Below are 19,396 nucleotides of genomic sequence, written 5' to 3' on the forward strand. Positions count from 1 at the left end.
TGGAAGCACTTTCGCATAATTCAACACTATGGAATGCCGCCTACCCATGAAGCGCAAGAACATTCTCTTCATCATGGCCGATCAGATGGCCGCGCCGCTGTTGCCCTTCTATGCCCAGAACTCGCCGATCAAGCTGCCCCACCTGAGCCGCCTGGCCGCCAGCGGCGTGGTGTTCGACGCCGCCTACTGCAACAGCCCGCTGTGCGCGCCGTCGCGCTTCACCCTGGTGAGCGGCCAGTTGCCCAGCAAGATCGGCGCCTACGACAACGCCGCCGATTTCCCCGCCGACGTGCCCACCTATGCCCACTACCTGCGGCGCCTGGGCTACCGCACCGCGTTATCGGGGAAGATGCATTTCTGCGGCCCGGACCAGCTGCATGGCTATGAAGAGCGCCTGACCAGCGACATCTACCCCGCCGACTACGGCTGGGCAGTGAACTGGGATGAACCCGACGTGCGCCCCAGCTGGTACCACAACATGTCCTCGGTGCTGCAGGCCGGGCCATGCGTGCGCACCAACCAGCTGGATTTCGATGAAGAGGTGGTGTTCAAGGCCCAGCAATATCTGTTCGACCACGTGCGCGAGGACGGCAGCCAGCCGTTCTGCCTGACCGTATCCATGACCCACCCCCACGACCCCTACACCATTCCCAAGCGCTTCTGGGACCTGTACCGCGACGAGGACATCCCGCTGCCGGCCAATGTGCCTGGGCAGCATGAGTTGGACCCGCACTCCCAGCGCCTGCTCAAGGTGTACGACCTGTGGGACAAGCCGCTGCCTGTGGACAAGATTCGCGACGCCCGCCGCGCCTATTTCGGCGCCTGCAGCTACATCGACAGCAACGTCGGCAAGCTGCTGCAGACGCTGGAGGAAACCGGCCTGGCGGAGGACACCATCATCGTCTTCTCCGGCGACCACGGCGACATGCTCGGCGAGCGCGGGCTCTGGTACAAGATGCACTGGTTCGAGATGTCGGCGCGGGTGCCGCTGCTGGTCTGTGCACCGGGGCAGTTCCAGGCCGGGCGGGTGAGCGCGGCAGTCTCCACCGCCGACTTGCTGCCGACCCTGGTGGAACTGGCCGGCGGTGAAGTCGACCCGCGCTTGCCGCTGGACGGCCGCTCGCTGGTGGGCCACCTGCAAGGGCAGGGCGGCCACGACGAGGTGTTCGGCGAGTACATGGCCGAAGGCACGGTGGGCCCGCTGATGATGATTCGCCGCAGCGAGCACAAATTTATCTACAGCGAGGACGACCCTTGCCTACTCTTCGACGTGCGCCATGACCCGCACGAACGCGAGGACCTGAGCCAATCGCCGCAACACGCGACGCTGTTCGCCGCGCTGCTGGCTGAGGCGCGCGCCAAGTGGGACGTGGCGGCCATACGCCAACAGGTGCTGGCCAGCCAGCGCCGGCGCCGCCTGGTGGCCCAGGCCCTGAGCCTGGGCACGCTGAAGAGCTGGGATCACCAGCCGTGGGTGGACGCCAGCCAGCAGTACATGCGCAACCACATCGACCTCGATGACCTGGAGCGCAAGGCCCGTTATCCACAACCCTGCCAAGATCAATAATCGATGAGGGGAAGCCGATGAAGTTATCCACAGTGGTGGTATCCGCGTTGCTGGCCGTGGCCAGCCTGCAGGCACTGGCCGATGAGCAAAGCTGCAGCACGGTGCAGATGGCCGACCCTGGCTGGAGCGACATCGCCTCCACCAACGCCATCACCGGCCTGCTGCTGGACGGCATGGGCTACAAGGCCAAGGTCGACAGCCTGGCGGTACCCATTGCCTACGGCGGCCTGAAAGACGGCAAGGTGGATGTCTTCCTCGGCAACTGGATGCCGGCGCAACAGGGTTTCTACGACAAGTTCGTGGCCACCGGCGACGTCACCCAGTACGCCAAGAACCTGGAAGGCACCGAGTTCACCCTGGCGGTGCCGGACTACGTGTGGGACGCCGGCGTGCACAGCTTCGCCGACCTGAACAAATACGCCGACAAGTTCGGCGGCAAGATCTACGGCATCGGCTCCGGCGCGCCGGCGAACCTGTCGATCCAGCAGATCATCAAGAAAAACGAATTCGACCTGGGCCAATGGAAACTGGTGGAATCCAGCGAGCAGGCGATGTTGTCGGAAGTGCGCCGGGCTGTGGATAAACAGCGCTTCATTGTGTTCCTGGGCTGGACCCCGCACCCGATGAACGTCGAGATCAAGATGCACTACCTGAGCGGCGGCGAGGCATACTTCGGCGCCAGCGGCAGCGTCTACACCCTGACCCGCAAGAGTTATGCACAGGCGTGCCCGAACGTCGCCAAGCTGCTGGGCAATCTGACCTTTACCCAGGACATGGAGAACAGCATCATGGCCGACGTGGTGAAGACCAAGGCCAGCTACCCGGACGCGGCGAAGAAGTGGATCAAGGCCAACCCCACGGTGCTGGACAAGTGGCTGGACGGCGTGAAGACCGTGGACGGGCAGGACGCGCTGCCCGCCGTGAAAGCCAAGCTTTAACCCTGTGGGAGCTGGCTTGCCAGCGAGTTTCTTGCCCCCTGAAAAGCTCGCTGGCAAGCCAGCTCCCACGGGAAAGACCAGCAAACAGAGAGCCTCATGCGCGGTACCCGACTGGAAAAAATCCTGCCCTTCCTGGCCTGGCTCCCACGCCAGACCCGCGCCAGCGTCAGCCGTGACCTGGTGGTGGGCTTGAGCGGCGCGATCCTGGCGTTGCCGCAGTCCATCGCCTACGCGCTGATCGCCGGCCTGCCGCCGGAATACGGCCTGTACGCAGCCATCATCCCGGTGCTGATCGCCTGCCTGTGGGGCTCGTCGTGGCACCTGATCTGCGGGCCCACGGCGGCCATTTCCATCGTGCTGTACGCCAGCGTCAGCCCACTGGCGGTGCCGGCCACCCAGGACTACGTGACGCTGATCCTGCTGCTGACCTTCCTCGCCGGCATTTTCCAGTGGCTGCTGGGCATGCTGCGCTTCGGCGCGCTGGTGAATTTTGTCTCCCATTCGGTGGTGCTGGGCTTCACCCTCGGCGCCGCCATTGTCATTGCCATCGGCCAGCTGCCAAGCCTGCTGGGCATGGAGCTGAGCAGCCAGGCCACGGCGCTGGCCAGCCTCGGCAACCTGTTTCAGCACTTGGCCGAAGTGGACCAGCCGTCGCTGCTGCTGGGGTTGTTCACCCTGGTGCTGGGCCTGGTGCTGAAGGCGCTGGTGCCGCGCTGGCCGACGCTGCTGATTGCCTTGGTCAGCGGCAGCCTGCTGGCGTGGCTGTGGCCGGGGATGTTCGGCCACGTGCGCCGGGTCAGCGAGTTCGTCGGCCAGTTGCCGCCGTTCAGCCCGCTGCCCACGGACCCGGCGCTGGTGCTGCGGCTGCTGCCCAGCGCCGTGGCCGTGGGCATGCTGGGGCTGGTGACCAGCCTGTCGATTGCCCGCTCGATTGCCACACGTTCGCAGCAGTTGCTCGACGCCAACCAGGAAGTTCGCGCTCAGGGCCTGTCGAACGTAATCGGTGCATTCTTCTCCGGATCGCTGTCGGCGGGCTCGTTCACCCGCTCCGGGCTCAGCTATGAGGCCGGCGCCTGCTCGCCGTTGGCGGGGGTGTTCTCGGCCCTGTGGGTGGCGCTGTTCGCGGTCACCGGCGCGCAGCTGATCGCGCAGATTCCCATTGCCGCCATGGCCGGCAGCATCCTGCTGATCAGCTGGGGGCTGGTGGACCACCGCGGCATTCGCGCGCTGTTCCGGGTCAGCCGCTCGGAGTTCGTGGTGATGGCGCTGACGTGCCTGGCGACCCTGCTGCTGGAGCTGCAGACGGCCATCTACGCCGGGGTGCTGGCGTCGCTGTTCTTCTACCTCAAGCGCACCTCGCAACCGCGGGTGCAGCAGTGGCGTGACGGCGACGAGGAGGTGCTGCGCGTAGGCGGTTCGATCTTCTTCGGCGCCAGCCATTACCTGCAGGTGCGGCTGCAGCGCGCGCAGGGCCAGCGCGTGGTGATCGACGCGCAACAGATCAACTTCATCGATTATTCGGGGGTGGAGATGCTGCACCAGGAAGCACGGCGGCTGCGCGCCCAGGCCCGCAGCCTGACCCTGCGCCACGCACGGGCGCAGGTGATCGAGGAACTGCACAAGCTGGAAGGGGCGGCCAACTGCCCCATCCAGTTCGAAGGTTAGCCGGCGGCCATTTCCTGGCGCAGGGTGGCCATCACGGTCTTCGAATCGGGGGTCACGCCGCGCCAGTAGGTGAAGGCCTCGGCAGCCTGTTCCACCAGCATGCCGAAGCCATCCAGGGCCTGGGCGGCGCCGTGCTCGGCGGCCCAGCGGCAGAACGGCGTGGGCTCTTTGCCGTACATCATGTCGTAGCACACGGTGACGCCCGGCTGGATCAGGCTGCTCTTGATCGGCGGCAGGTCACCGGCAAGGCTCGCCGAGGTGGCGTTGATGATCACGTCCACCGGCTCTTCCAGCCAGTCGAAACCGCTGGCGGCCACCGGGCCCAGGCCGGCAAAGATCTGCGCCAGCAGCTCGGCCTTGTCCACGGTGCGGTTGGCGATGACCAGCGACACCGGCTGCTGTTCCAGCAGCGATTCCACCACGCCGCGCACCGCGCCACCGGCGCCCAGCAGCAAAATGCGCTTGCCCTTGAGGGTGACGCCGGCGTTGTTCAGCAGGTCGCGCACCAGGCCCACGCCGTCGGTGTTGTCGCCGCGCAGAGTGCCGTCGGGCAGGCGCGTGAGCATGTTCACCGCGCCGGCGCGCTGGGCGCGGGGGGTGAGCACGCTGCACAGGCGGAAGGCATCTTCCTTGAACGGCAGCGTCACGTTGGCGCCCAGGCCGTCCTGGAAAAACTCCAGGGCGTTGCCGGCAAAGTCATCCAGCGGCGCCAGCCGCGCGCCGTATTCCATGGCCTGGCCGGTCTGCTCGGCGAACAGGCGGTGGATGGCGGGCGACTTGCTGTGGCCAATCGGGTTACCGAAGACGACGTAACGGTCCATGCAGGCAGTTCCTAATTCAAGGGCAGGCAAATAATAGGTTATCCACAGCGGCCGTCAGGCCTGGCCGAGCCAGTCGCGGTCGGTGAGGAAGTAGTCGGTCAGGCGCGCTTCTTCGCTGCCCGGCGCCGCCTTCCAATCGTAGCCCCAGCGCACTTGCGGCGGCAGCGACATCAGGATCGACTCGGTGCGGCCGCCCGACTGCAGGCCGAACAGGGTCCCACGGTCGTACACCAGGTTGAACTCCACGTAGCGGCCGCGGCGGAATTCCTGGAATTCGCGCTGCTGCTGGGTGTAGGCCATGGCCTTGCGGCGCTGCACGATGGGCAGGTACGCCTCCAGGTAGGCGTCGCCGATGGCGCGCATGAAGGCGAAGCTGGTGTCGAAGTCCCATTCGTTCAAGTCGTCGAAGAACAGGCCGCCCACGCCGCGCGGTTCGTTGCGGTGCTTGATGTGGAAATAGCGGTCGCACCAGGCCTTGTAGCGCGGGTACACGTCTTCGCCAAACGGCGCGCAGGCGCGCTCGGCCACGCGGTGCCAGTGAATGCAGTCGTCTTCGTTGGCGTAGTAGGGCGTCAGGTCGAAGCCGCCACCGAACCACCACACCGCTTCTTCACCTTCCTTCTCGGCAATGAAGAAGCGCACGTTGGCGTGGGACGTAGGCACGTGGGGGTTGTGCGGGTGGATCACCAGCGACACGCCCAGGGCTTCGAAGCCACGGCCCGCCAGTTCCGGGCGGTGGGCGCTGGCCGACGGCGGCAGGCCGCTGCCAAAGACGTGGGAGAAGTTGACCCCGCCTTTCTCGATCACCGTGCCGTTCTCGATCACCCGGGTGCGGCCGCCGCCACCGGCGGCGCGGTTCCACGCGTCCTCGACAAAACGGGCGCCACCGTCTTCAGTTTCAAGGGCGCTGCAGATCCGCTCTTGCAGGTCGAGCAGGTAGGCTTTTACGGCTTCGGTGCGGGTAGTCATGGCATCACCTTGTAACGGGCAAAGGCCGGGCAGCGCTGGGGATTACCGCCGCCCGAGAGCAAATTCGGCGCGTAGCATAGCACCCGCGGCCCACTTTGAGCGGTTGACGGCGCGGTTACAAAGGCGTCCGATAGGGGCTTTCCATGCCTGTTTCAGGAGATTGCAGATGGCCAAACGTATTCAGTTCAGCACTAACGGTGGTCCGGAAGTCCTCGAATTCGTCGACTTCCAGCCAGCCGAGCCGGGCCCGCAGGAAGTTCGGGTACGCAACAAGGCCATCGGCCTGAACTACATCGACACCTACTACCGCAGCGGCCTGTACCCGGCGCCGTCCCTGCCGTCGGGGCAGGGCACCGAAGGCGCGGGCGTGGTAGAGGCGGTGGGCAGCGAAGTGACCTCGGTGAAGGTCGGCGACCGCGTGGCCTACGCCGGCGGCCCGCTGGGCGCTTATAGCGAAGTGCACACCCTGCCGGCCGCCGTGCTGGTGAAGCTGCCGGAGGCCATCAGCTTCGAACAGGCCGCCGCGGTGATGCTCAAGGGCCTGACCGTGCAGTACCTGTTCCGCCAGACCTACGAACTGAAACGCGACGAAACCATTCTGTTCCACGCCGCCGCCGGCGGTGTCGGCTCCCTGGCCTGCCAGTGGGCCAAAGCCATCGGCGCCCGGCTGATCGGCACCGTCAGCTCGCCGGAAAAAGCAGCGCGGGCCAAGGCCCTGGGCGCCTGGGAAACCATCGACTACAGTCGCGAAGACGTGACCAAACGCGTGCTTGAGCTGACCGATGGCAAGAAATGCCAGGTGGTGTACGACGGCGTCGGCAAGGACACCTGGGAAACCTCGCTGGACTGCGTGGAACCGCGCGGCCTGGTGGTCAGCTTCGGCAACGCCTCGGGCGCGGTCAGCGGCGTCAACCTGGGTATCCTGGCGTCCAAGGGCTCGCTGTACGTGACCCGTCCCACCCTGGGCACCTACGCCACCGCCAGCACCCTGCAGGCCATGGCCGACGAGCTGTTCGGGATGATCACCAGCGGCAAGCTGGACGTGGAGATCAGCCAGCGTTACCCGTTGGCCGAAGCGGCGAAGGCGCAGACCGAGCTGTCTGCACGGCGCACCATGGGTTCGACCATTCTGCTGCCGTAACCCCACACGCACCGTAGCAGCGGCCGCAGGCCGCGTCCCAGGCACCGCGTTGGTGCCTGACGCGGCCTGCGGCCGCTGCTACGACGGGGTGTTTACGGCCAGCGTTACGGGCGAATCACGTCGCCGGTCACCAAGTCGCGGATCACGCTGGGGTTCTTGCGCCCGCCCAGTTCACCGTTCAGCACCAGGTCCACCTGGCCACGGAAATACTGTTCGATGCGCAGGCGGTTCATGGCTGGCGGCCGCCCGGTCGGGTTGGCGGAGGTCGACACGATCGGCCCCACCAGCGAACACAGCTCACGCACCAGCGGGTGGTCGCTGACACGAATCGCCACGCTGTTGTGCTTGCCGGTGATCCACTCGGGCAGCAGGCCTTGGTGCGGCACCAGCCAGGTGTTGGGGCCCGGCCAGGTGCTGGCCATGCGGTCCAGCCAGATCTCGGGAAAATCCTCGAAGAGGAAATCGAACTGGCGGATGTTGTCCGCCACCAGGATCAGGCCTTTATCCACAGGCCGTGACTTGATCGCCAGCAACCGATAGACCGCTTCCGCGTCCCACGGGTTACAGCCCAGACCCCAAACCGCTTCGGTTGGATAGGCAATCACCGCGCCTGCCTTCACATCACGCGCGGCTTGTTGCACACGCCAACTGCTCACCATCACTGTTACTCCGCTTGAATGCTGTGAGCAGTGTACTTAGCTGGAGCGCGCAAACCAACGCCCGGCCTCGTTGACCACGCGCCCCTCAAGCTCCAGCTCGGTGAGCGCCTCCAGCAGCTTGGGCAGCGGCCAGTCGCTGGAACGCATAAGCGCCTCGCTGCTTTGCGGCGCTGCGTGCAGCAGCGCCAGCAGCGGGTGGTCCACCATTGGCGCCGGCAGTGTCACCCGCTGCCAGCCGCGCAGCGGCTCGAGAATGTGTTCCACGGTCTCCACCAGTTGCGCGCCATCGCGAATCAACTGGTGGCAGCCCTTGGCGCCCGGGTGGTGGATGGAGCCGGGGATGGCGTACACCTCGCGGCCCTGTTCGTTGGCCAGGCGCGCGGTAATCAGCGAGCCACTGGCCAGGCTGGCCTCCACCACCAGCACGCCCAGGGACAAGCCGCTGATGATGCGGTTGCGCCGCGGGAAGTTGGCGGGGATGGGCTCGGCGTCCAGTGGGAACTCGGAAACCACCGCGCTGCCCTCGGCAGCCATCCGCGCCGCGAGTGCCTTGTGCCGCTGTGGATAAAGTTTTTCGATACCTGTGCCCAACACGCCGATTGTCTGGCCGCCGACGTCCAGGGCGGCCTGGTGAGCGGCACCGTCCACGCCGGCGGCGAGGCCACTGGTGATGACGAAACCGGCCTTGGCCAGGCTGCGCGAGAAGGCCGCGGCGGTGTCCAGGCCAGGGCGCGATGCACGGCGGCTGCCGACGATGGCCAGCTGCGGTTTTTCCAGGATGGCGGGGTCGCCGGCAACGAACAGCAGCGGCGGTGCGCCGCTGGTTTCGGCCAGCAGGGCAGGGTAGCCAGGGTCGTCAAACATCAGCAAATGCTGGCCCGGACGCTCTAGCCAGGCCATTGCGGCCTTGCCGCCGGCTTTTACCGCAGGGCTGTCGCGGGCCTCGCAGGCGGCCGCGGTCATGCCCATCGCGCGCCAGGCCGATTGCGGCGCCCGCAGCGCCTCGGCTGCAGAACCGAAGGCTTCGAACAACTGGTGGAAGCGTTTTGGCCCGGTGTCGGTCAAACGATGGAGGCGCAACCGCGCCTCCAGCTCATCCATGGGAAGTGCATCGTTGGCAAAGAGCGGCATCTGATCATCCTTGATTCAGGCCCCTGTACAGCGGCAGGCAAAAGCTGTGGATAACTCTGTTGGTAACTGTTTGACAACTTTCCCGACGGGCTAGGGATTTTTCACCTTGTCCATCACTGCCAGGGAGCGATTGGCGTTGAGCACTAAACCATAGCTGAGCTTTTCATAAGTGCGGAACACCATCAGCAGGCCGGCCCGCTCGTCGGGTATTTTCACCTGCTCGCCGGTCACCCGATCGCGTACGGTTTCACCGGTCTTGTAGATGGCCAGGACGTTGCCCTCCTTGAGCCCGTCGCGGTTGCCACGGTCCAGGGTGACCACGTCGTACTTGCCGATCTGTGTAACACCCCGTGGCACATCCACGATGGTGCCGCTGATCTGCCGGCTCGGCGCGCTGGGCAGGAAGGTGGAGTTCACCGGCCGCTCCTCGCTGACGAACAGGCGGTCGCCCAGGCGCACTTCCTCGCTGGAGCGCTGCAGGTTGATGGTGGCGATGTCGCCCTCGGTAGCTACTACTTCGCCGCCGCCCATATTGTCGGCGTTCACGCCCAGCTGCTCGTGGGTGACCGGGTCGGTGTAGACCTTGCCCTTGCGAAAAATACCGTAGGAGGCATGGGCCGGGTCGAAGCTGCCGCGCGCATAGATACGGTCGCCCATGCCGCTGACCACCCGCTCGCCCTGGCCAGCGACGATGTAGGGCGCGCTGTCGAACGCCTCGCTGCTGTCGAGGATGCGGTTGCTGAGCAGGAAGGCGTTGATCGACTGCAGCGGGATGCTCGGGATGGCCTCGGCCACCGGCGTGCTGCGGATGTGCGGCGACAGCTTGATGGTGCCGCGCGACGCACCGCGCTCCAGCATCAGCTGCGGCTGGCCGTTGACGTAGCTCAGCACCAGCGAGTCGCCGGGGTAGATCAAGTCAGGGTTGGCGATTTGCGGGTTGGCGTGCCAGATCTGCGGCCACTGCCACGGCTGGCGCAGGAATTTGGCGGAAATGTCCCAAAGTGTGTCGCCCTGAACCACAGTGTAGCGCTGTGGATAACCGTCCTTGAGCTGCACATCGGCGTTGGCCAGGCCGGCGCACGCCATGAGCAGCAGGGCGAGTAGTGATTTCCTCATGCCGTGAATCCCTTTATTATGTACGTTCACGTGAAACGCAGCCCACGCGGCCCTTCTCTCCCTGGGAGAACGTTTGACAGGCAGACCGCCCCCAAGCACCTTGCGCGGCTGCTACCTTTGACTTTACCTCACAGTGCAGCAAATACGCATATGGCTATTTTAAACATCCTCGAATTTCCAGACTCGCGTCTGCGTACCATCGCCAAGCCCGTGGCCGTGGTGGATGACGAAGTTCGCCAGTTGGTCGATGACATGTTTGAAACCATGTACGAAGCGCCTGGCATCGGGCTGGCGGCCACCCAGGTCAACGTGCACAAGCGCGTGGTGGTCATGGACCTGAGCGAAGATCGCAGCGCCCCCATGGTGTTCATCAACCCCGAGTTCGAGTCCCTGACCGACGAAATGGGCCAATACCAGGAAGGCTGCCTGTCGGTGCCCGGCTTCTACGAAAACGTAGACCGCCCCCAACGCGTCAAGATCAAGGCCCTGGACCGTGACGGCAAGGCCTACGAGCTGATCGCCGAAGGCCTGCTGGCCGTGTGCATCCAGCACGAGTGCGACCACCTCAACGGCAAGCTCTTCGTCGATTACCTGTCTACGCTCAAGCGTGACCGGATCAAGAAGAAGCTGGAAAAAGCCCACCGCCAGCAAGCTTGACCCCTCACATTCCAAAGGCTTGCCACGGCAAGCCTTTTTCTTTTCCAGCGAGTAATCCATGAGCATGCGCATCGTTTTCGCGGGCACGCCCGAATTTGCCGCCGAACACCTCAAGGCCCTGCTGGCCAGCCCTTATGAAGTGGTCGCCGTGTACACCCAACCGGACCGCCCGGCCGGCCGTGGCCAGAAACTGATGCCCAGCCCTGTGAAACAGCTGGCGCTGGAGCACGGCATCCCCGTGCTGCAACCGCCCACCCTGCGCAACGAAGACGCCCAGGCCGAACTGGCCGCGCTCAAGCCCGACCTGATGGTGGTGGTGGCCTACGGCCTGATCCTACCGCAGGTGGTGCTGGATATCCCGCGCCTGGGCTGCATCAACAGCCACGCCTCGCTGCTGCCACGCTGGCGCGGTGCCGCGCCAATCCAGCGTGCGGTGCAGGCTGGCGACGCCGCAAGCGGCGTGACCGTGATGCGCATGGAAGCGGGCCTCGACACCGGGCCGATGCTGCTCAAGGTCAGCACCCCGATCAGCGCCGACGACACCGGCGGCAGCCTGCACGACCGCCTGGCGCAGATGGGCCCACCGGCGGTGATCGAAGCCATCGCCGGCCTGGCCGCCGGCACGCTGCAAGGCGAGGTGCAGGACGACGCCCTGGCCACCTACGCCCACAAGCTGAACAAGGACGAGGCGCGCATCGACTGGAGCCAACCGGCCGAAGTGCTGGAGCGCCTGGTGCGCGCCTTCTTCCCGTGGCCCATCTGCCACAGCACCCTGAACGGCGAAGCCGTGAAGGTGCTGGCCGCGCAGGTCAGCCCGGAGCAGGGCGCGCCCGGCACCATCCTGGGCGCCAGCAAGGACGGCCTGGTGGTGGCCTGCGGCGACCAGGCCCTGTGCCTGACCCGCCTGCAGTTCCCCGGCGGCAAGCCGCTGAACTTCAGTGACCTGTTCAACAGCCGCCGCGAGAAATTCGCCGTCGGCGCGGTGCTGGGCCAATGAACCCGCGTCTCGCCGCCGCCCGCGCCCTGGCCGCCGTCCTCAGCGGCAAGGCCTCGCTGAACAGCTCGCTGCCGCTACAACTGGACAAGGTGGAAGCCCGCGACCGCGGCTTCACCCAGGACCTGGCCTTCGGCACCGCACGCTGGCAGCCGCGGCTGTCAGCCCTGGCCGAAAAACTCCTGCAAAAGCCGTTTAAGGCTGCCGACGCCGACGTCGAGGCGCTGATGCTGGTGGGCCTGTACCAGCTGTTCTACAGCCGCGTGCCGGCCCACGCCGCCATCGGCGAAACCGTGGGCTGCGCCGACAAGCTCAAGAAGCCGTGGGCCAAGGCCCTGCTCAACGCCGTGCTGCGCCGCGCCCAGCGCGAGGGCAACGACCTGCTGGCAGAAATGGAACGCGACCCGGTGGTACGCACCGCGCACCCACGCTGGCTGCAGAAGTCGCTGAAGGCCTTCTGGCCGGACCAGTGGGAAGCCATCTGCGCGGCCAACAACGCTCACCCGCCGATGATTCTGCGGGTAAACCGCCGCCACCACAGCCGCGACGCCTATTTGAAGTTGCTCGAGCAGGCCGAAGTCAGCGCCAGCGCCTGCCAGTTCAGCCGCGACGGCATCGTGCTGGAGCAGGCCTGCGACGTGCGCGACCTGCCCGGCTTCGCCGACGGCTGGATCAGCGTGCAGGACGAGGCCGCGCAGCTGGCCGCCGACCTGCTCGACCTGGCCCCCGGCCAGCGCGTGCTCGACGCCTGCTGCGCGCCCGGTGGCAAGACTTGCCACCTGCTGGAAGCCGAGCCTGCGCTGAAAGGCGTGGTGGCCATCGACCTCGAACCCAAGCGCCTGGTGCGCGTGCGCGAAAACCTCGACCGCCTGGGCCTCGACGCCCAGCTGATCGCCTGCGATGCCCGCGATACGGCCCAGTGGTGGGACAAGCAAAGCTTCAACCGCATCCTGCTCGACGCCCCGTGCTCGGCCACCGGCGTGATCCGCCGCCACCCGGACATCAAGCTCACCCGCCAGCCCGACGACATCCAGGCCCTGGCCACGCTGCAAGGCGAGCTGTTGGACGCGCTGTGGCCAACGCTGGAAGTGGGCGGCGTGCTGCTGTACGCCACCTGCTCGACGCTGCCCACGGAAAACACCGAGGTCATCGAGGCCTTCCTGGCCCGTACCCCTGGCGCCCGCGAGCTGGACCTGGCCACCACGGCCGGCATCAAGCAGCCCCACGGCCGCCAGCTGCTGGCCCAGGAAGGCGGCCACGACGGTTTCTACTATGCCAAGCTGATCAAGATCGCCGCCCAGCGCGCGAGCTGACAGGAGTAGCGGATGAAAATCATCATCCTGGGTGCCGGCCAGGTCGGCGGCACCCTGGCCGAGCACCTGGCGGGCGAGGCCAACGACATCACCGTGGTGGACACCGACGGCGAGCGTCTGCGCAGCCTGGGCGACCGCCTGGACATCCGCACGGTGCAGGGCCACGCCTCGTTCCCCACGGTGCTGCTGAAAGCTGGCGCCGAAGACGCCGACATGCTGGTGGCAGTGACCAACAGCGACGAGACCAACATGGTCGCCTGCCAGGTCGCCCACACGCTGTACCACACCCCCACCAAGATCGCCCGGGTGCGTGCCGCGGCCTACCTGACCCGCGACGCGCTGTTCGCCAACGAAGCCATCCCGGTGGACGTGCTGATCAGCCCGGAACAGGTGGTCACTCACTACATCAAGCGCCTGATCGAGATTCCCGGCGCCCTGCAGGTCATCGACTTCGCCGACGGCAAGGCGCAGCTGGTGGCGGTGAAAGCATTCCACGGCGGCCCGCTGGTGGGCCAGCAACTGCGGCAGATTCGCCAGCACATGCCCAACGTCGAGACCCGCGTGGCGGCGATCTTCCGCCGTGACCGGGCGATCCTGCCGCGCGGCGACACCGTGGTGGAGGCCGATGACGAGGTGTTCTTCATCGCCGCCCGCGAGGACATTCGCGCGGTGATGGGCGAGCTGCGCGGCGTGGACGAGAGCAACAAGCGCGTGGTGATCGCCGGCGGCGGGCAGATCGGCGAGCGGCTGGCCGAGGCCATCGAAAGCCGCTACCAGGTAAAGATCATCGAAATGAACCCGGCGCGCTGCCGGCACCTGTCCGACACCCTCAACAGCACGGTCATCCTGCAGGGCAGTGCCTCGGACCGCGACCTGATGGTGGAGGAAAACATCGCCCAGGCCGACATTTTCCTGGCCCTGACCAACGACGACGAGGCCAACATCATGTCGTCGCTGCTGGCCAAGCGCCTGGGCGCGCGCAAGGTGATGACCCTGATCAACAACCCGGCCTACGTGGACCTGGTGCAAGGCGGCGAAATCGACATCGCCATCAGCCCGCAACTGGCCACCATCGGCACGCTGCTGGCCCACGTGCGCCGCGGCGACATTGTCAGCGTGCACTCCCTGCGCCGCGGCGCCGCCGAGGCCATCGAAGCGGTGGCCCATGGCGACGCCAAGTCGAGCAAGGTGGTGGGCCGGGCCATCGAGAACATCGCGCTGCCGTCCGGCACCACCATCGGCGCCATCATCCGCGACGAGCAGGTGATCATCGCCCGCGGCACCACGGTGATCGAGGCGGGTGACCATGTGATCCTGTTCGTTGTGGATAAAAAGTACATTCGTGACGTGGAGAAGCTGTTCCACGTGGGCTTGAGTTTCTTCTAGAAGGATTGTCGCGTGCTCGAATCACTGGAGAAGATGCTGGCCAAGGGTGTGGATAACTCGCTGCTGCGCTTTGGCCTGGGCAAGGGTTACCTGGACCTGGGCGAACATGCCAAGGCGGCGGAGCACCTGGCCCGCTGCGTGGCGCAGGACCCCAAGTATTCGGCGGCGTGGAAGCTGCTGGGCAAGGCGCTGCAGGGGCAGGGCGACGTGGCCGGTGCGCGGGCGGCGTGGCAGCAGGGGATTACTGCGGCGCAGGCCCATGGCGACAAGCAGGCCGAGAAGGAAATGACGGTGTTCCTGAAAAAGCTGGATCGCATGGCGCCTTAGCAACAACCTGCCTGCTCCAGCTGAAGCCACGGTCTCTGTAGCCGCTGCCGCCAGGCTGCGCTGGCGCCCGAGTACGCTGAAGATCTTCAGTGTGGTTCAGGGCCAGCGCAGCCTTCGGCAGCGGCTACAGGGAATCCGCGTCGCCACTGATCGTCAGTACCAGCGCGCCTCGCCGGCAGGGCGCTTCTTGAAGCGCTTCATGCTCCACATGTACTGGCTCGGATACGCCCGCACATAGCGCGCAATCACCTCGCTCATCGCCGCCACCGAGGTCTCGGTGTCAGTGCTGTACATCGCTTCAGGCGCTGCTTCCAGGATCACCTTGAAGCCCGAACCATCAGGCAGGCGCAGCGCGTGCAGGAACACCCCCACGGCCTTGCCGCCGGCGAGCATGTTGGGCACGAACTTGCTGGTCAGCGCCTGGGTGCCCAGGAACGGCACGAACACACCCGCCGATTCCGCCGGCTCCGGGTCGGCCGGAATACCCACCTGGCCACCCTTGCGCACTTCCTTGATGACGCTGAGGATGCCTTCCTTGGTGGACGCCGCCACTCGGTTGCCCAACTGCACGCGCTGCTTCTGCAGCAGTTCGTCCACTGCCTTGAGCTTGGGCGGCCGGTAGAAGATGATCGGCTTGCACTGCATGCAGTAGAAGTGGTTCAGCACTTCCCAATTGCCCAGGTGGCTGGTGATGCCGACCACGCCCTTGCCCGAGGCCAGGGCCTGCTCGAGGATTTCCAGCCCCTGCACTTCACGCACCAGCTTCAGCGACTTCTCGGCCGGCCAGATCCAGGCGCAGGCGCTCTCGGTCAGGCTCTTGCCGATGTCCATCATGCTCTGGCCCACCAGGCGCTCGCGCGCGGCGGAGTCCAGCTCGGGGAAACACTTGGCCAGGTTGATGCGCACGATTTCCCGCGACCGGTTCGGCAGCTTCCAGGTCAGCCAGCCAATGGCCGAGCCCACGGCCTCGACCGCGCGCCACGGCAACATCGCAAACAACCGCAGGGCCCCGACCATCAGGGCGCCTTTGAACTTATCCACAGCCCACTCCTTTCTTCAGCAAGGCGCCATTGTAACCGTCAGCGGCACAAAGCGGCGTAGCGATCACAATCCTGGGTGTGGTCCATGACCATGCCCGAGGCCTGCATGAAGGCGTAGCAGATGGTCGGCCCGACGAAGGTGAAGCCGGCTTTCTTCAACGCCTTGCTCATGGCTTCGGCTTCCGGCGTCTGCGTGGGAATGTGGCTGCGGTCGGGGAAATGGTTGATGCGCGGCTTGCCGCCGACGAACGACCACAGCAGCGCCACCGGGTCTTCAAGTTTCAGCCAGGCCTGGGCGTTCTGCCGCGCGGCCTTGATTTTCAGGCGGTTGCGGATGATGCCGGGGTCGAGCATGCGTGCCTCGACTTCCTCGTCGGTCATGCGTGCCAGCCGCTGCGGGTCGAAGCCGAACATCACCTGGCGGTAGTGCTCGCGCTTCTTCAGCACGGTGATCCACGACAGGCCGGCCTGGCAGCCTTCCAGCAGCAGCAATTCGAACAGACGACCGGGGTCACGCAGCTCAACCCCCCATTCTTCGTCGTGATAAGCCTGGTAGATCGGCTCATCCGAGCACCAAAAGCAGCGTGGCATAAGGCTCCATGGGTAGAGGTCAGGGCGAATCGGGGTATACTCCCGCTCTTTATATTCGCAGCCCTAGAAACAGGTGAATTTCGTGAGCCAGCCTACGCCAGCCGTGCGTACCTTCCAAGACTTGATCCTCGCGCTCCAGCAATACTGGGCCGAGCAAGGTTGTGTGGTGCTTCAGCCCTACGATATGGAAGTAGGCGCCGGCACTTTCCATACCGCCACGTTCCTGCGCGCCGTCGGCCCGGAAACCTGGAACGCTGCCTACGTGCAGCCAAGCCGTCGTCCTGGTGACGGCCGCTACGGTGAAAACCCCAACCGCCTGCAGCACTACTACCAGTTCCAGGTGGTCCTGAAGCCTAACCCGGAGAACTTCCAGGAGCTGTACCTGGGCTCGCTGAAGCACATCGGCCTGGACCCGCTGGTCCACGATATCCGCTTCGTCGAAGACAACTGGGAATCGCCGACCCTGGGCGCCTGGGGCCTGGGCTGGGAAATCTGGCTGAACGGCATGGAAGTCACCCAGTTCACCTACTTCCAGCAGGTAGGCGGCATCGAGTGCTACCCGGTCACCGGCGAAATCACCTACGGCCTGGAACGCCTGGCCATGTACCTGCAGGGCGTGGACTCGGTCTATGACCTGGTGTGGACCGACGGCCCGTTCGGCAAGGTTACCTATGGCGACGTGTTCCACCAGAACGAAGTGGAGCAGTCGACCTACAACTTCGAGCACGCCAACGTCGAGAAGCTGTTCGAACTGTTCGACTTCTACGAAAGCGAGGCCAACCGCCTGATCGAGCTGGAGCTGCCGCTGCCGACCTACGAAATGGTCCTGAAAGCGTCGCACACCTTCAACCTGCTCGATGCCCGCCGCGCGATCTCGGTCACCGCCCGCCAGCAGTACATCCTGCGCGTGCGCACCCTGGCCCGCGCCGTGGCGCAAAGCTACCTGCAAGCCCGCGCCAAGCTGGGCTTCCCCATGGCGTCCCCTGATCTGCGTGATGAAGTGTTGGCTAAGCTGGAGGCTGCACAATGAGTGCTCAAGATTTCCTGGTTGAACTGGGCACCGAAGAGCTGCCGCCAAAAGCCCTGAACACCCTGGGCGATGCGTTCCTGGGCGGTATCGAGAAAGGCCTGCAGGCCGCCGGCCTGAACTTCACCGCCAAGAAGGTCTACGCCGCGCCGCGTCGCCTGGCCGTGCTGATCAGCGGCCTGGACACCCAGCAGCCTGACCGCAGCATCAACCTCGACGGCCCGCCACGCCAGGCCGCCTTCGACGCCGAAGGCAACCCTACCCAGGCGGCCCTGGGCTTCGCCAAGAAATGCGGCGTTGACCTGGCCGAAATCGACCAGAGCGGCCCGAAGCTGCGTTTCAGCCAGCGCATCGTCGGCAAGCCGACTGCCTCGCTGCTGCCGACCATCGTCGAAGACTCGCTCAACGACCTGCCGATTCCCAAGCGCATGCGCTGGGGTGCCCGCAAGGTCGAGTTCGTGCGCCCGACCCAGTGGCTGGTGATGCTGCTGGGCGACCAGGTGGTGGATTGCACCATCCTGGCCCAGAAAGCCGGCCGTGAATCGCGTGGCCACCGCTTCCACCACCCGGAAAACGTGCGCATCAGCGCCCCGGCCAACTACGCCGAAGACCTGCGCAAGGCCTACGTGCTGGCGGACGCCGGCGAGCGTCGTGAACTGATCAGCAAGCGCACCGCCGAGCTGGCCATGCAGCAGGAAGGCACCGCCATCGTGCCGCCGGCCCTGCTGGACGAAGTGACCGCCCTGGTCGAATGGCCAGTGCCGCTGGTGTGCTCGTTCGAGGAGCGTTTCCTGGAAGTGCCCCAGGAAGCCCTGATCACCACCATGCAGGACAACCAGAAGTACTTCTGCCTGCTGGACGTGGACGGCAAGCTGCTGCCGCGCTTCATCACCGTGGCCAACGTCGAGAGCAAGGACCCGAGCCAGATCGTGCTGGGCAACGAGAAAGTCGTGCGCCCACGCCTGACCGACGCCGAGTTCTTCTTCAAGCAGGACAAGAAGCAGCCGCTGGAAAGCTTCAACGAGCGCCTGCAGAACGTGGTGTTCCAGGCCCAGCTGGGCAGCGTCTACGACAAGGCCGTGCGCGTTTCCAAGCTCGCCGCCTTCATCGCCCCGCTGATCGGCGGCGACGCCCAGCGCGCCGCCCGTGCCGGCCTGCTGTCCAAGTGCGACCTGGCCACCGAGATGGTCGGCGAGTTCCCCGAAATGCAAGGCGTGGCCGGTTACTACTACGCCCTGAACGACGGTGAGCCCGACGACGTCGCCCTGGCCCTGAACGAGCAGTACATGCCGCGTGGCGCTGGCGCCGAGCTGCCAAGCACCCTCACCGGTGCCGCCGTGGCCATCGCCGACAAGCTGGACACCCTGGTGGGCATCTTCGGCATCGGCATGCTGCCTACCGGCAGCAAGGACCCGTACGCCCTGCGCCGTGCCGCCCTGGGCGTGCTGCGTATCCTGATCGAGAAGCAGCTGGACCTGGACCTGGACAAGGCCGTGGCCTTCGCCGTGTCTGCGTTCGGTGCCAACGTCAAGGCTGCCGGCCTGGCTGGCCAGGTGCTGGAATTCATCTTCGACCGCCTCCGTGCGCGTTACGAAGACGAAGGCACCGACGTCGCCACCTACCTGTCGGTACGTGCCCTGAACCCAGGTTCGGCACTGGACTTCGACCAGCGCGTGCAGGCCGTGCAGGCCTTCCGCAAGCTGCCGGAAGCCGCTGCCCTGGCCGCGGTGAACAAGCGCGTGTCGAACCTGCTGGGCAAGGCCGAAGGCTCGATCGCCACTACCGTGGAGCCCAAGTACTTCGACAACGCCCACGAGTTCTCGCTGTACTCGGCCATCCAGCAGGCCGACCAGGCCGTGCAACCGATGGCAGCTGCCCGCCAGTACAACGAAGCGCTCACCCGCCTGGCCGCCCTGCGCGAACCGGTGGATGCGTTCTTCGAAGCCGTGATGGTCAACGCCGAAGACGCCAAGGTACGCGCCAACCGCTACGCCTTGCTGTCGCGCCTGCGTGGGCTGTTCCTGGGCGTTGCCGACATTTCGCTGCTGGGGTAA

General features: G+C 65.6%; 18 protein-coding genes. 11 read left to right on the forward strand and 7 right to left on the reverse strand.

The annotated features are described in order from the left end of the window. Nucleotides 1–46: 46 nt before the first annotated feature. The 3 genes from betC to ACWKWX_RS18380 all read left to right on the forward strand — a co-directional run bounded on the left by betC (nucleotide 47) and on the right by ACWKWX_RS18380 (nucleotide 4,170). Entirely contained in the window at nucleotides 47–1,567 is a 1,521-nt protein-coding gene (gene betC, locus ACWKWX_RS18370) for a choline-sulfatase (RefSeq protein WP_473004985.1), read from the forward strand. Nucleotides 1,568–1,584: 17 nt separating this feature from the next. Next, the gene (choX, locus tag ACWKWX_RS18375; RefSeq protein WP_416421685.1) at nucleotides 1,585–2,505 is read left to right on the forward strand and encodes a choline ABC transporter substrate-binding protein; all 921 of its coding nucleotides are present in this window, start codon (nucleotides 1,585–1,587) and stop codon (nucleotides 2,503–2,505) included. A 96-nt stretch (nucleotides 2,506–2,601) separates the two neighbouring features. Beyond that, nucleotides 2,602–4,170, forward strand: a complete 1,569-nt coding sequence (locus ACWKWX_RS18380; protein ID WP_416421684.1) for a SulP family inorganic anion transporter — start codon at nucleotides 2,602–2,604, stop codon at nucleotides 4,168–4,170. Here ACWKWX_RS18380 and aroE read toward each other — a convergent pair. Both aroE and hemF read right to left on the reverse strand, forming a co-directional pair. Then, the gene (aroE, locus tag ACWKWX_RS18385) at nucleotides 4,167–4,991 is read right to left on the reverse strand and encodes a shikimate dehydrogenase (RefSeq protein WP_416421683.1); all 825 of its coding nucleotides are present in this window, start codon (nucleotides 4,989–4,991) and stop codon (nucleotides 4,167–4,169) included. The genes ACWKWX_RS18380 and aroE overlap by 4 nt on opposite strands. A 54-nt stretch (nucleotides 4,992–5,045) precedes the next feature. Next, nucleotides 5,046–5,960 carry an oxygen-dependent coproporphyrinogen oxidase gene (gene hemF / locus ACWKWX_RS18390; protein ID WP_416421682.1) on the reverse strand — a complete coding sequence of 305 codons (915 nt, stop codon included), beginning with the start codon at nucleotides 5,958–5,960 and terminating at the stop codon, nucleotides 5,046–5,048. A gap of 166 nt (nucleotides 5,961–6,126) precedes the next feature. Here hemF and ACWKWX_RS18395 point away from each other — a divergent pair, with 166 nt between their 5' ends. After that, complete coding sequence (locus tag ACWKWX_RS18395) at nucleotides 6,127–7,101, forward strand: NADPH:quinone reductase (RefSeq protein ID WP_473004982.1); 975 nt, start codon at nucleotides 6,127–6,129, stop codon at nucleotides 7,099–7,101. 104 nt (nucleotides 7,102–7,205) lie between these two features. Here ACWKWX_RS18395 and tsaC read toward each other — a convergent pair whose 3' ends face one another. The 3 genes from tsaC to ACWKWX_RS18410 all read right to left on the reverse strand — a co-directional run bounded on the left by tsaC (nucleotide 7,206) and on the right by ACWKWX_RS18410 (nucleotide 10,007). Beyond that, a complete protein-coding gene (tsaC, locus tag ACWKWX_RS18400; protein ID WP_473004981.1) occupies nucleotides 7,206–7,760 on the reverse strand; it encodes an L-threonylcarbamoyladenylate synthase type 1 TsaC in 555 nt (184 codons plus the stop codon). A 36-nt stretch (nucleotides 7,761–7,796) separates the two neighbouring features. Further along, a complete protein-coding gene (gene dprA / locus ACWKWX_RS18405) occupies nucleotides 7,797–8,891 on the reverse strand; it encodes a DNA-processing protein DprA (protein WP_483828521.1) in 1,095 nt (364 codons plus the stop codon). Nucleotides 8,892–8,981: 90 nt separating this feature from the next. After that, nucleotides 8,982–10,007: a LysM peptidoglycan-binding domain-containing protein gene (locus ACWKWX_RS18410; protein ID WP_416421678.1), complete on the reverse strand. Its 1,026-nt coding sequence runs from the start codon at nucleotides 10,005–10,007 to the stop codon at nucleotides 8,982–8,984. A gap of 150 nt (nucleotides 10,008–10,157) precedes the next feature. Between ACWKWX_RS18410 and def the strand changes: the two genes are divergently transcribed. The 5 genes from def to ACWKWX_RS18435 are packed head-to-tail and all read left to right on the forward strand — an operon-like array spanning nucleotide 10,158 to nucleotide 14,684. Next, a complete protein-coding gene (def, locus tag ACWKWX_RS18415) occupies nucleotides 10,158–10,664 on the forward strand; it encodes a peptide deformylase (RefSeq protein WP_416421677.1) in 507 nt (168 codons plus the stop codon). A gap of 58 nt (nucleotides 10,665–10,722) precedes the next feature. Next, entirely contained in the window at nucleotides 10,723–11,661 is a 939-nt protein-coding gene (gene fmt / locus ACWKWX_RS18420; protein WP_483828522.1) for a methionyl-tRNA formyltransferase, read from the forward strand. Continuing rightward, nucleotides 11,658–12,971 (forward strand): 16S rRNA (cytosine(967)-C(5))-methyltransferase RsmB, encoded by a 1,314-nt coding sequence (gene rsmB, locus ACWKWX_RS18425; RefSeq protein WP_483828523.1) that lies wholly within the window; start codon nucleotides 11,658–11,660, stop codon nucleotides 12,969–12,971. Before fmt ends, rsmB begins: the two co-directional genes overlap by 4 nt. Nucleotides 12,972–12,983: 12 nt before the next feature. Then, nucleotides 12,984–14,357, forward strand: coding sequence for a Trk system potassium transporter TrkA (gene trkA / locus ACWKWX_RS18430; protein ID WP_416421674.1), 1,374 nt, complete (start codon nucleotides 12,984–12,986; stop codon nucleotides 14,355–14,357). Between the two features lie 33 nt (nucleotides 14,358–14,390). Further along, nucleotides 14,391–14,684: a tetratricopeptide repeat protein gene (locus ACWKWX_RS18435; protein WP_416427508.1), complete on the forward strand. Its 294-nt coding sequence runs from the start codon at nucleotides 14,391–14,393 to the stop codon at nucleotides 14,682–14,684. A 153-nt stretch (nucleotides 14,685–14,837) separates the two neighbouring features. Here the strand turns inward: ACWKWX_RS18435 and ACWKWX_RS18440 are convergent, their stop codons facing one another. Further along, nucleotides 14,838–15,725 carry a lysophospholipid acyltransferase gene (locus ACWKWX_RS18440; RefSeq protein WP_473004977.1) on the reverse strand — a complete coding sequence of 296 codons (888 nt, stop codon included), beginning with the start codon at nucleotides 15,723–15,725 and terminating at the stop codon, nucleotides 14,838–14,840. A 38-nt stretch (nucleotides 15,726–15,763) separates the two neighbouring features. Further along, on the reverse strand, nucleotides 15,764–16,315 hold the full coding sequence (locus ACWKWX_RS18445; RefSeq protein ID WP_416421672.1) for a DNA-3-methyladenine glycosylase I: 552 nt from the start codon (nucleotides 16,313–16,315) through the stop codon (nucleotides 15,764–15,766). 82 nt (nucleotides 16,316–16,397) lie between these two features. Here ACWKWX_RS18445 and glyQ point away from each other — a divergent pair, with 82 nt between their 5' ends. Together glyQ and glyS are read left to right on the forward strand one after the other, a co-directional pair. Then, complete coding sequence (glyQ, locus tag ACWKWX_RS18450; RefSeq protein WP_008367129.1) at nucleotides 16,398–17,345, forward strand: glycine--tRNA ligase subunit alpha; 948 nt, start codon at nucleotides 16,398–16,400, stop codon at nucleotides 17,343–17,345. Then, nucleotides 17,342–19,396 (forward strand): glycine--tRNA ligase subunit beta, encoded by a 2,055-nt coding sequence (gene glyS / locus ACWKWX_RS18455; RefSeq protein ID WP_416421671.1) that lies wholly within the window; start codon nucleotides 17,342–17,344, stop codon nucleotides 19,394–19,396. Before glyQ ends, glyS begins: the two co-directional genes overlap by 4 nt.

Source organism: Pseudomonas imperatae (genome assembly GCF_057128625.1).

Bases quoted from the DNA above. Each gene is read 5' to 3' on its own strand.
- fmt (WP_483828522.1), top strand. From the start codon at position 10,723: ATGAGCATGCGCATCGTTTTCGCGGGCACGCCCGAATTTGCCGCCGAA.
- ACWKWX_RS18380 (WP_416421684.1), top strand. From the start codon at position 2,602: ATGCGCGGTACCCGACTGGAAAAAATCCTGCCCTTCCTGGCCTGGCTC.
- glyS (WP_416421671.1), top strand. From the start codon at position 17,342: ATGAGTGCTCAAGATTTCCTGGTTGAACTGGGCACCGAAGAGCTGCCG.
- rsmB (WP_483828523.1), top strand. From the start codon at position 11,658: ATGAACCCGCGTCTCGCCGCCGCCCGCGCCCTGGCCGCCGTCCTCAGC.
- choX (WP_416421685.1), top strand. From the start codon at position 1,585: ATGAAGTTATCCACAGTGGTGGTATCCGCGTTGCTGGCCGTGGCCAGC.
- trkA (WP_416421674.1), top strand. From the start codon at position 12,984: ATGAAAATCATCATCCTGGGTGCCGGCCAGGTCGGCGGCACCCTGGCC.
- ACWKWX_RS18395 (WP_473004982.1), top strand. From the start codon at position 6,127: ATGGCCAAACGTATTCAGTTCAGCACTAACGGTGGTCCGGAAGTCCTC.
- hemF (WP_416421682.1), bottom strand. From the start codon at position 5,960: ATGACTACCCGCACCGAAGCCGTAAAAGCCTACCTGCTCGACCTGCAA.
- ACWKWX_RS18410 (WP_416421678.1), bottom strand. From the start codon at position 10,007: ATGAGGAAATCACTACTCGCCCTGCTGCTCATGGCGTGCGCCGGCCTG.
- betC (WP_473004985.1), top strand. From the start codon at position 47: ATGAAGCGCAAGAACATTCTCTTCATCATGGCCGATCAGATGGCCGCG.
- tsaC (WP_473004981.1), bottom strand. From the start codon at position 7,760: ATGGTGAGCAGTTGGCGTGTGCAACAAGCCGCGCGTGATGTGAAGGCA.
- dprA (WP_483828521.1), bottom strand. From the start codon at position 8,891: ATGCCGCTCTTTGCCAACGATGCACTTCCCATGGATGAGCTGGAGGCG.
- ACWKWX_RS18445 (WP_416421672.1), bottom strand. From the start codon at position 16,315: ATGCCACGCTGCTTTTGGTGCTCGGATGAGCCGATCTACCAGGCTTAT.
- aroE (WP_416421683.1), bottom strand. From the start codon at position 4,991: ATGGACCGTTACGTCGTCTTCGGTAACCCGATTGGCCACAGCAAGTCG.
- ACWKWX_RS18435 (WP_416427508.1), top strand. From the start codon at position 14,391: ATGCTGGCCAAGGGTGTGGATAACTCGCTGCTGCGCTTTGGCCTGGGC.
- def (WP_416421677.1), top strand. From the start codon at position 10,158: ATGGCTATTTTAAACATCCTCGAATTTCCAGACTCGCGTCTGCGTACC.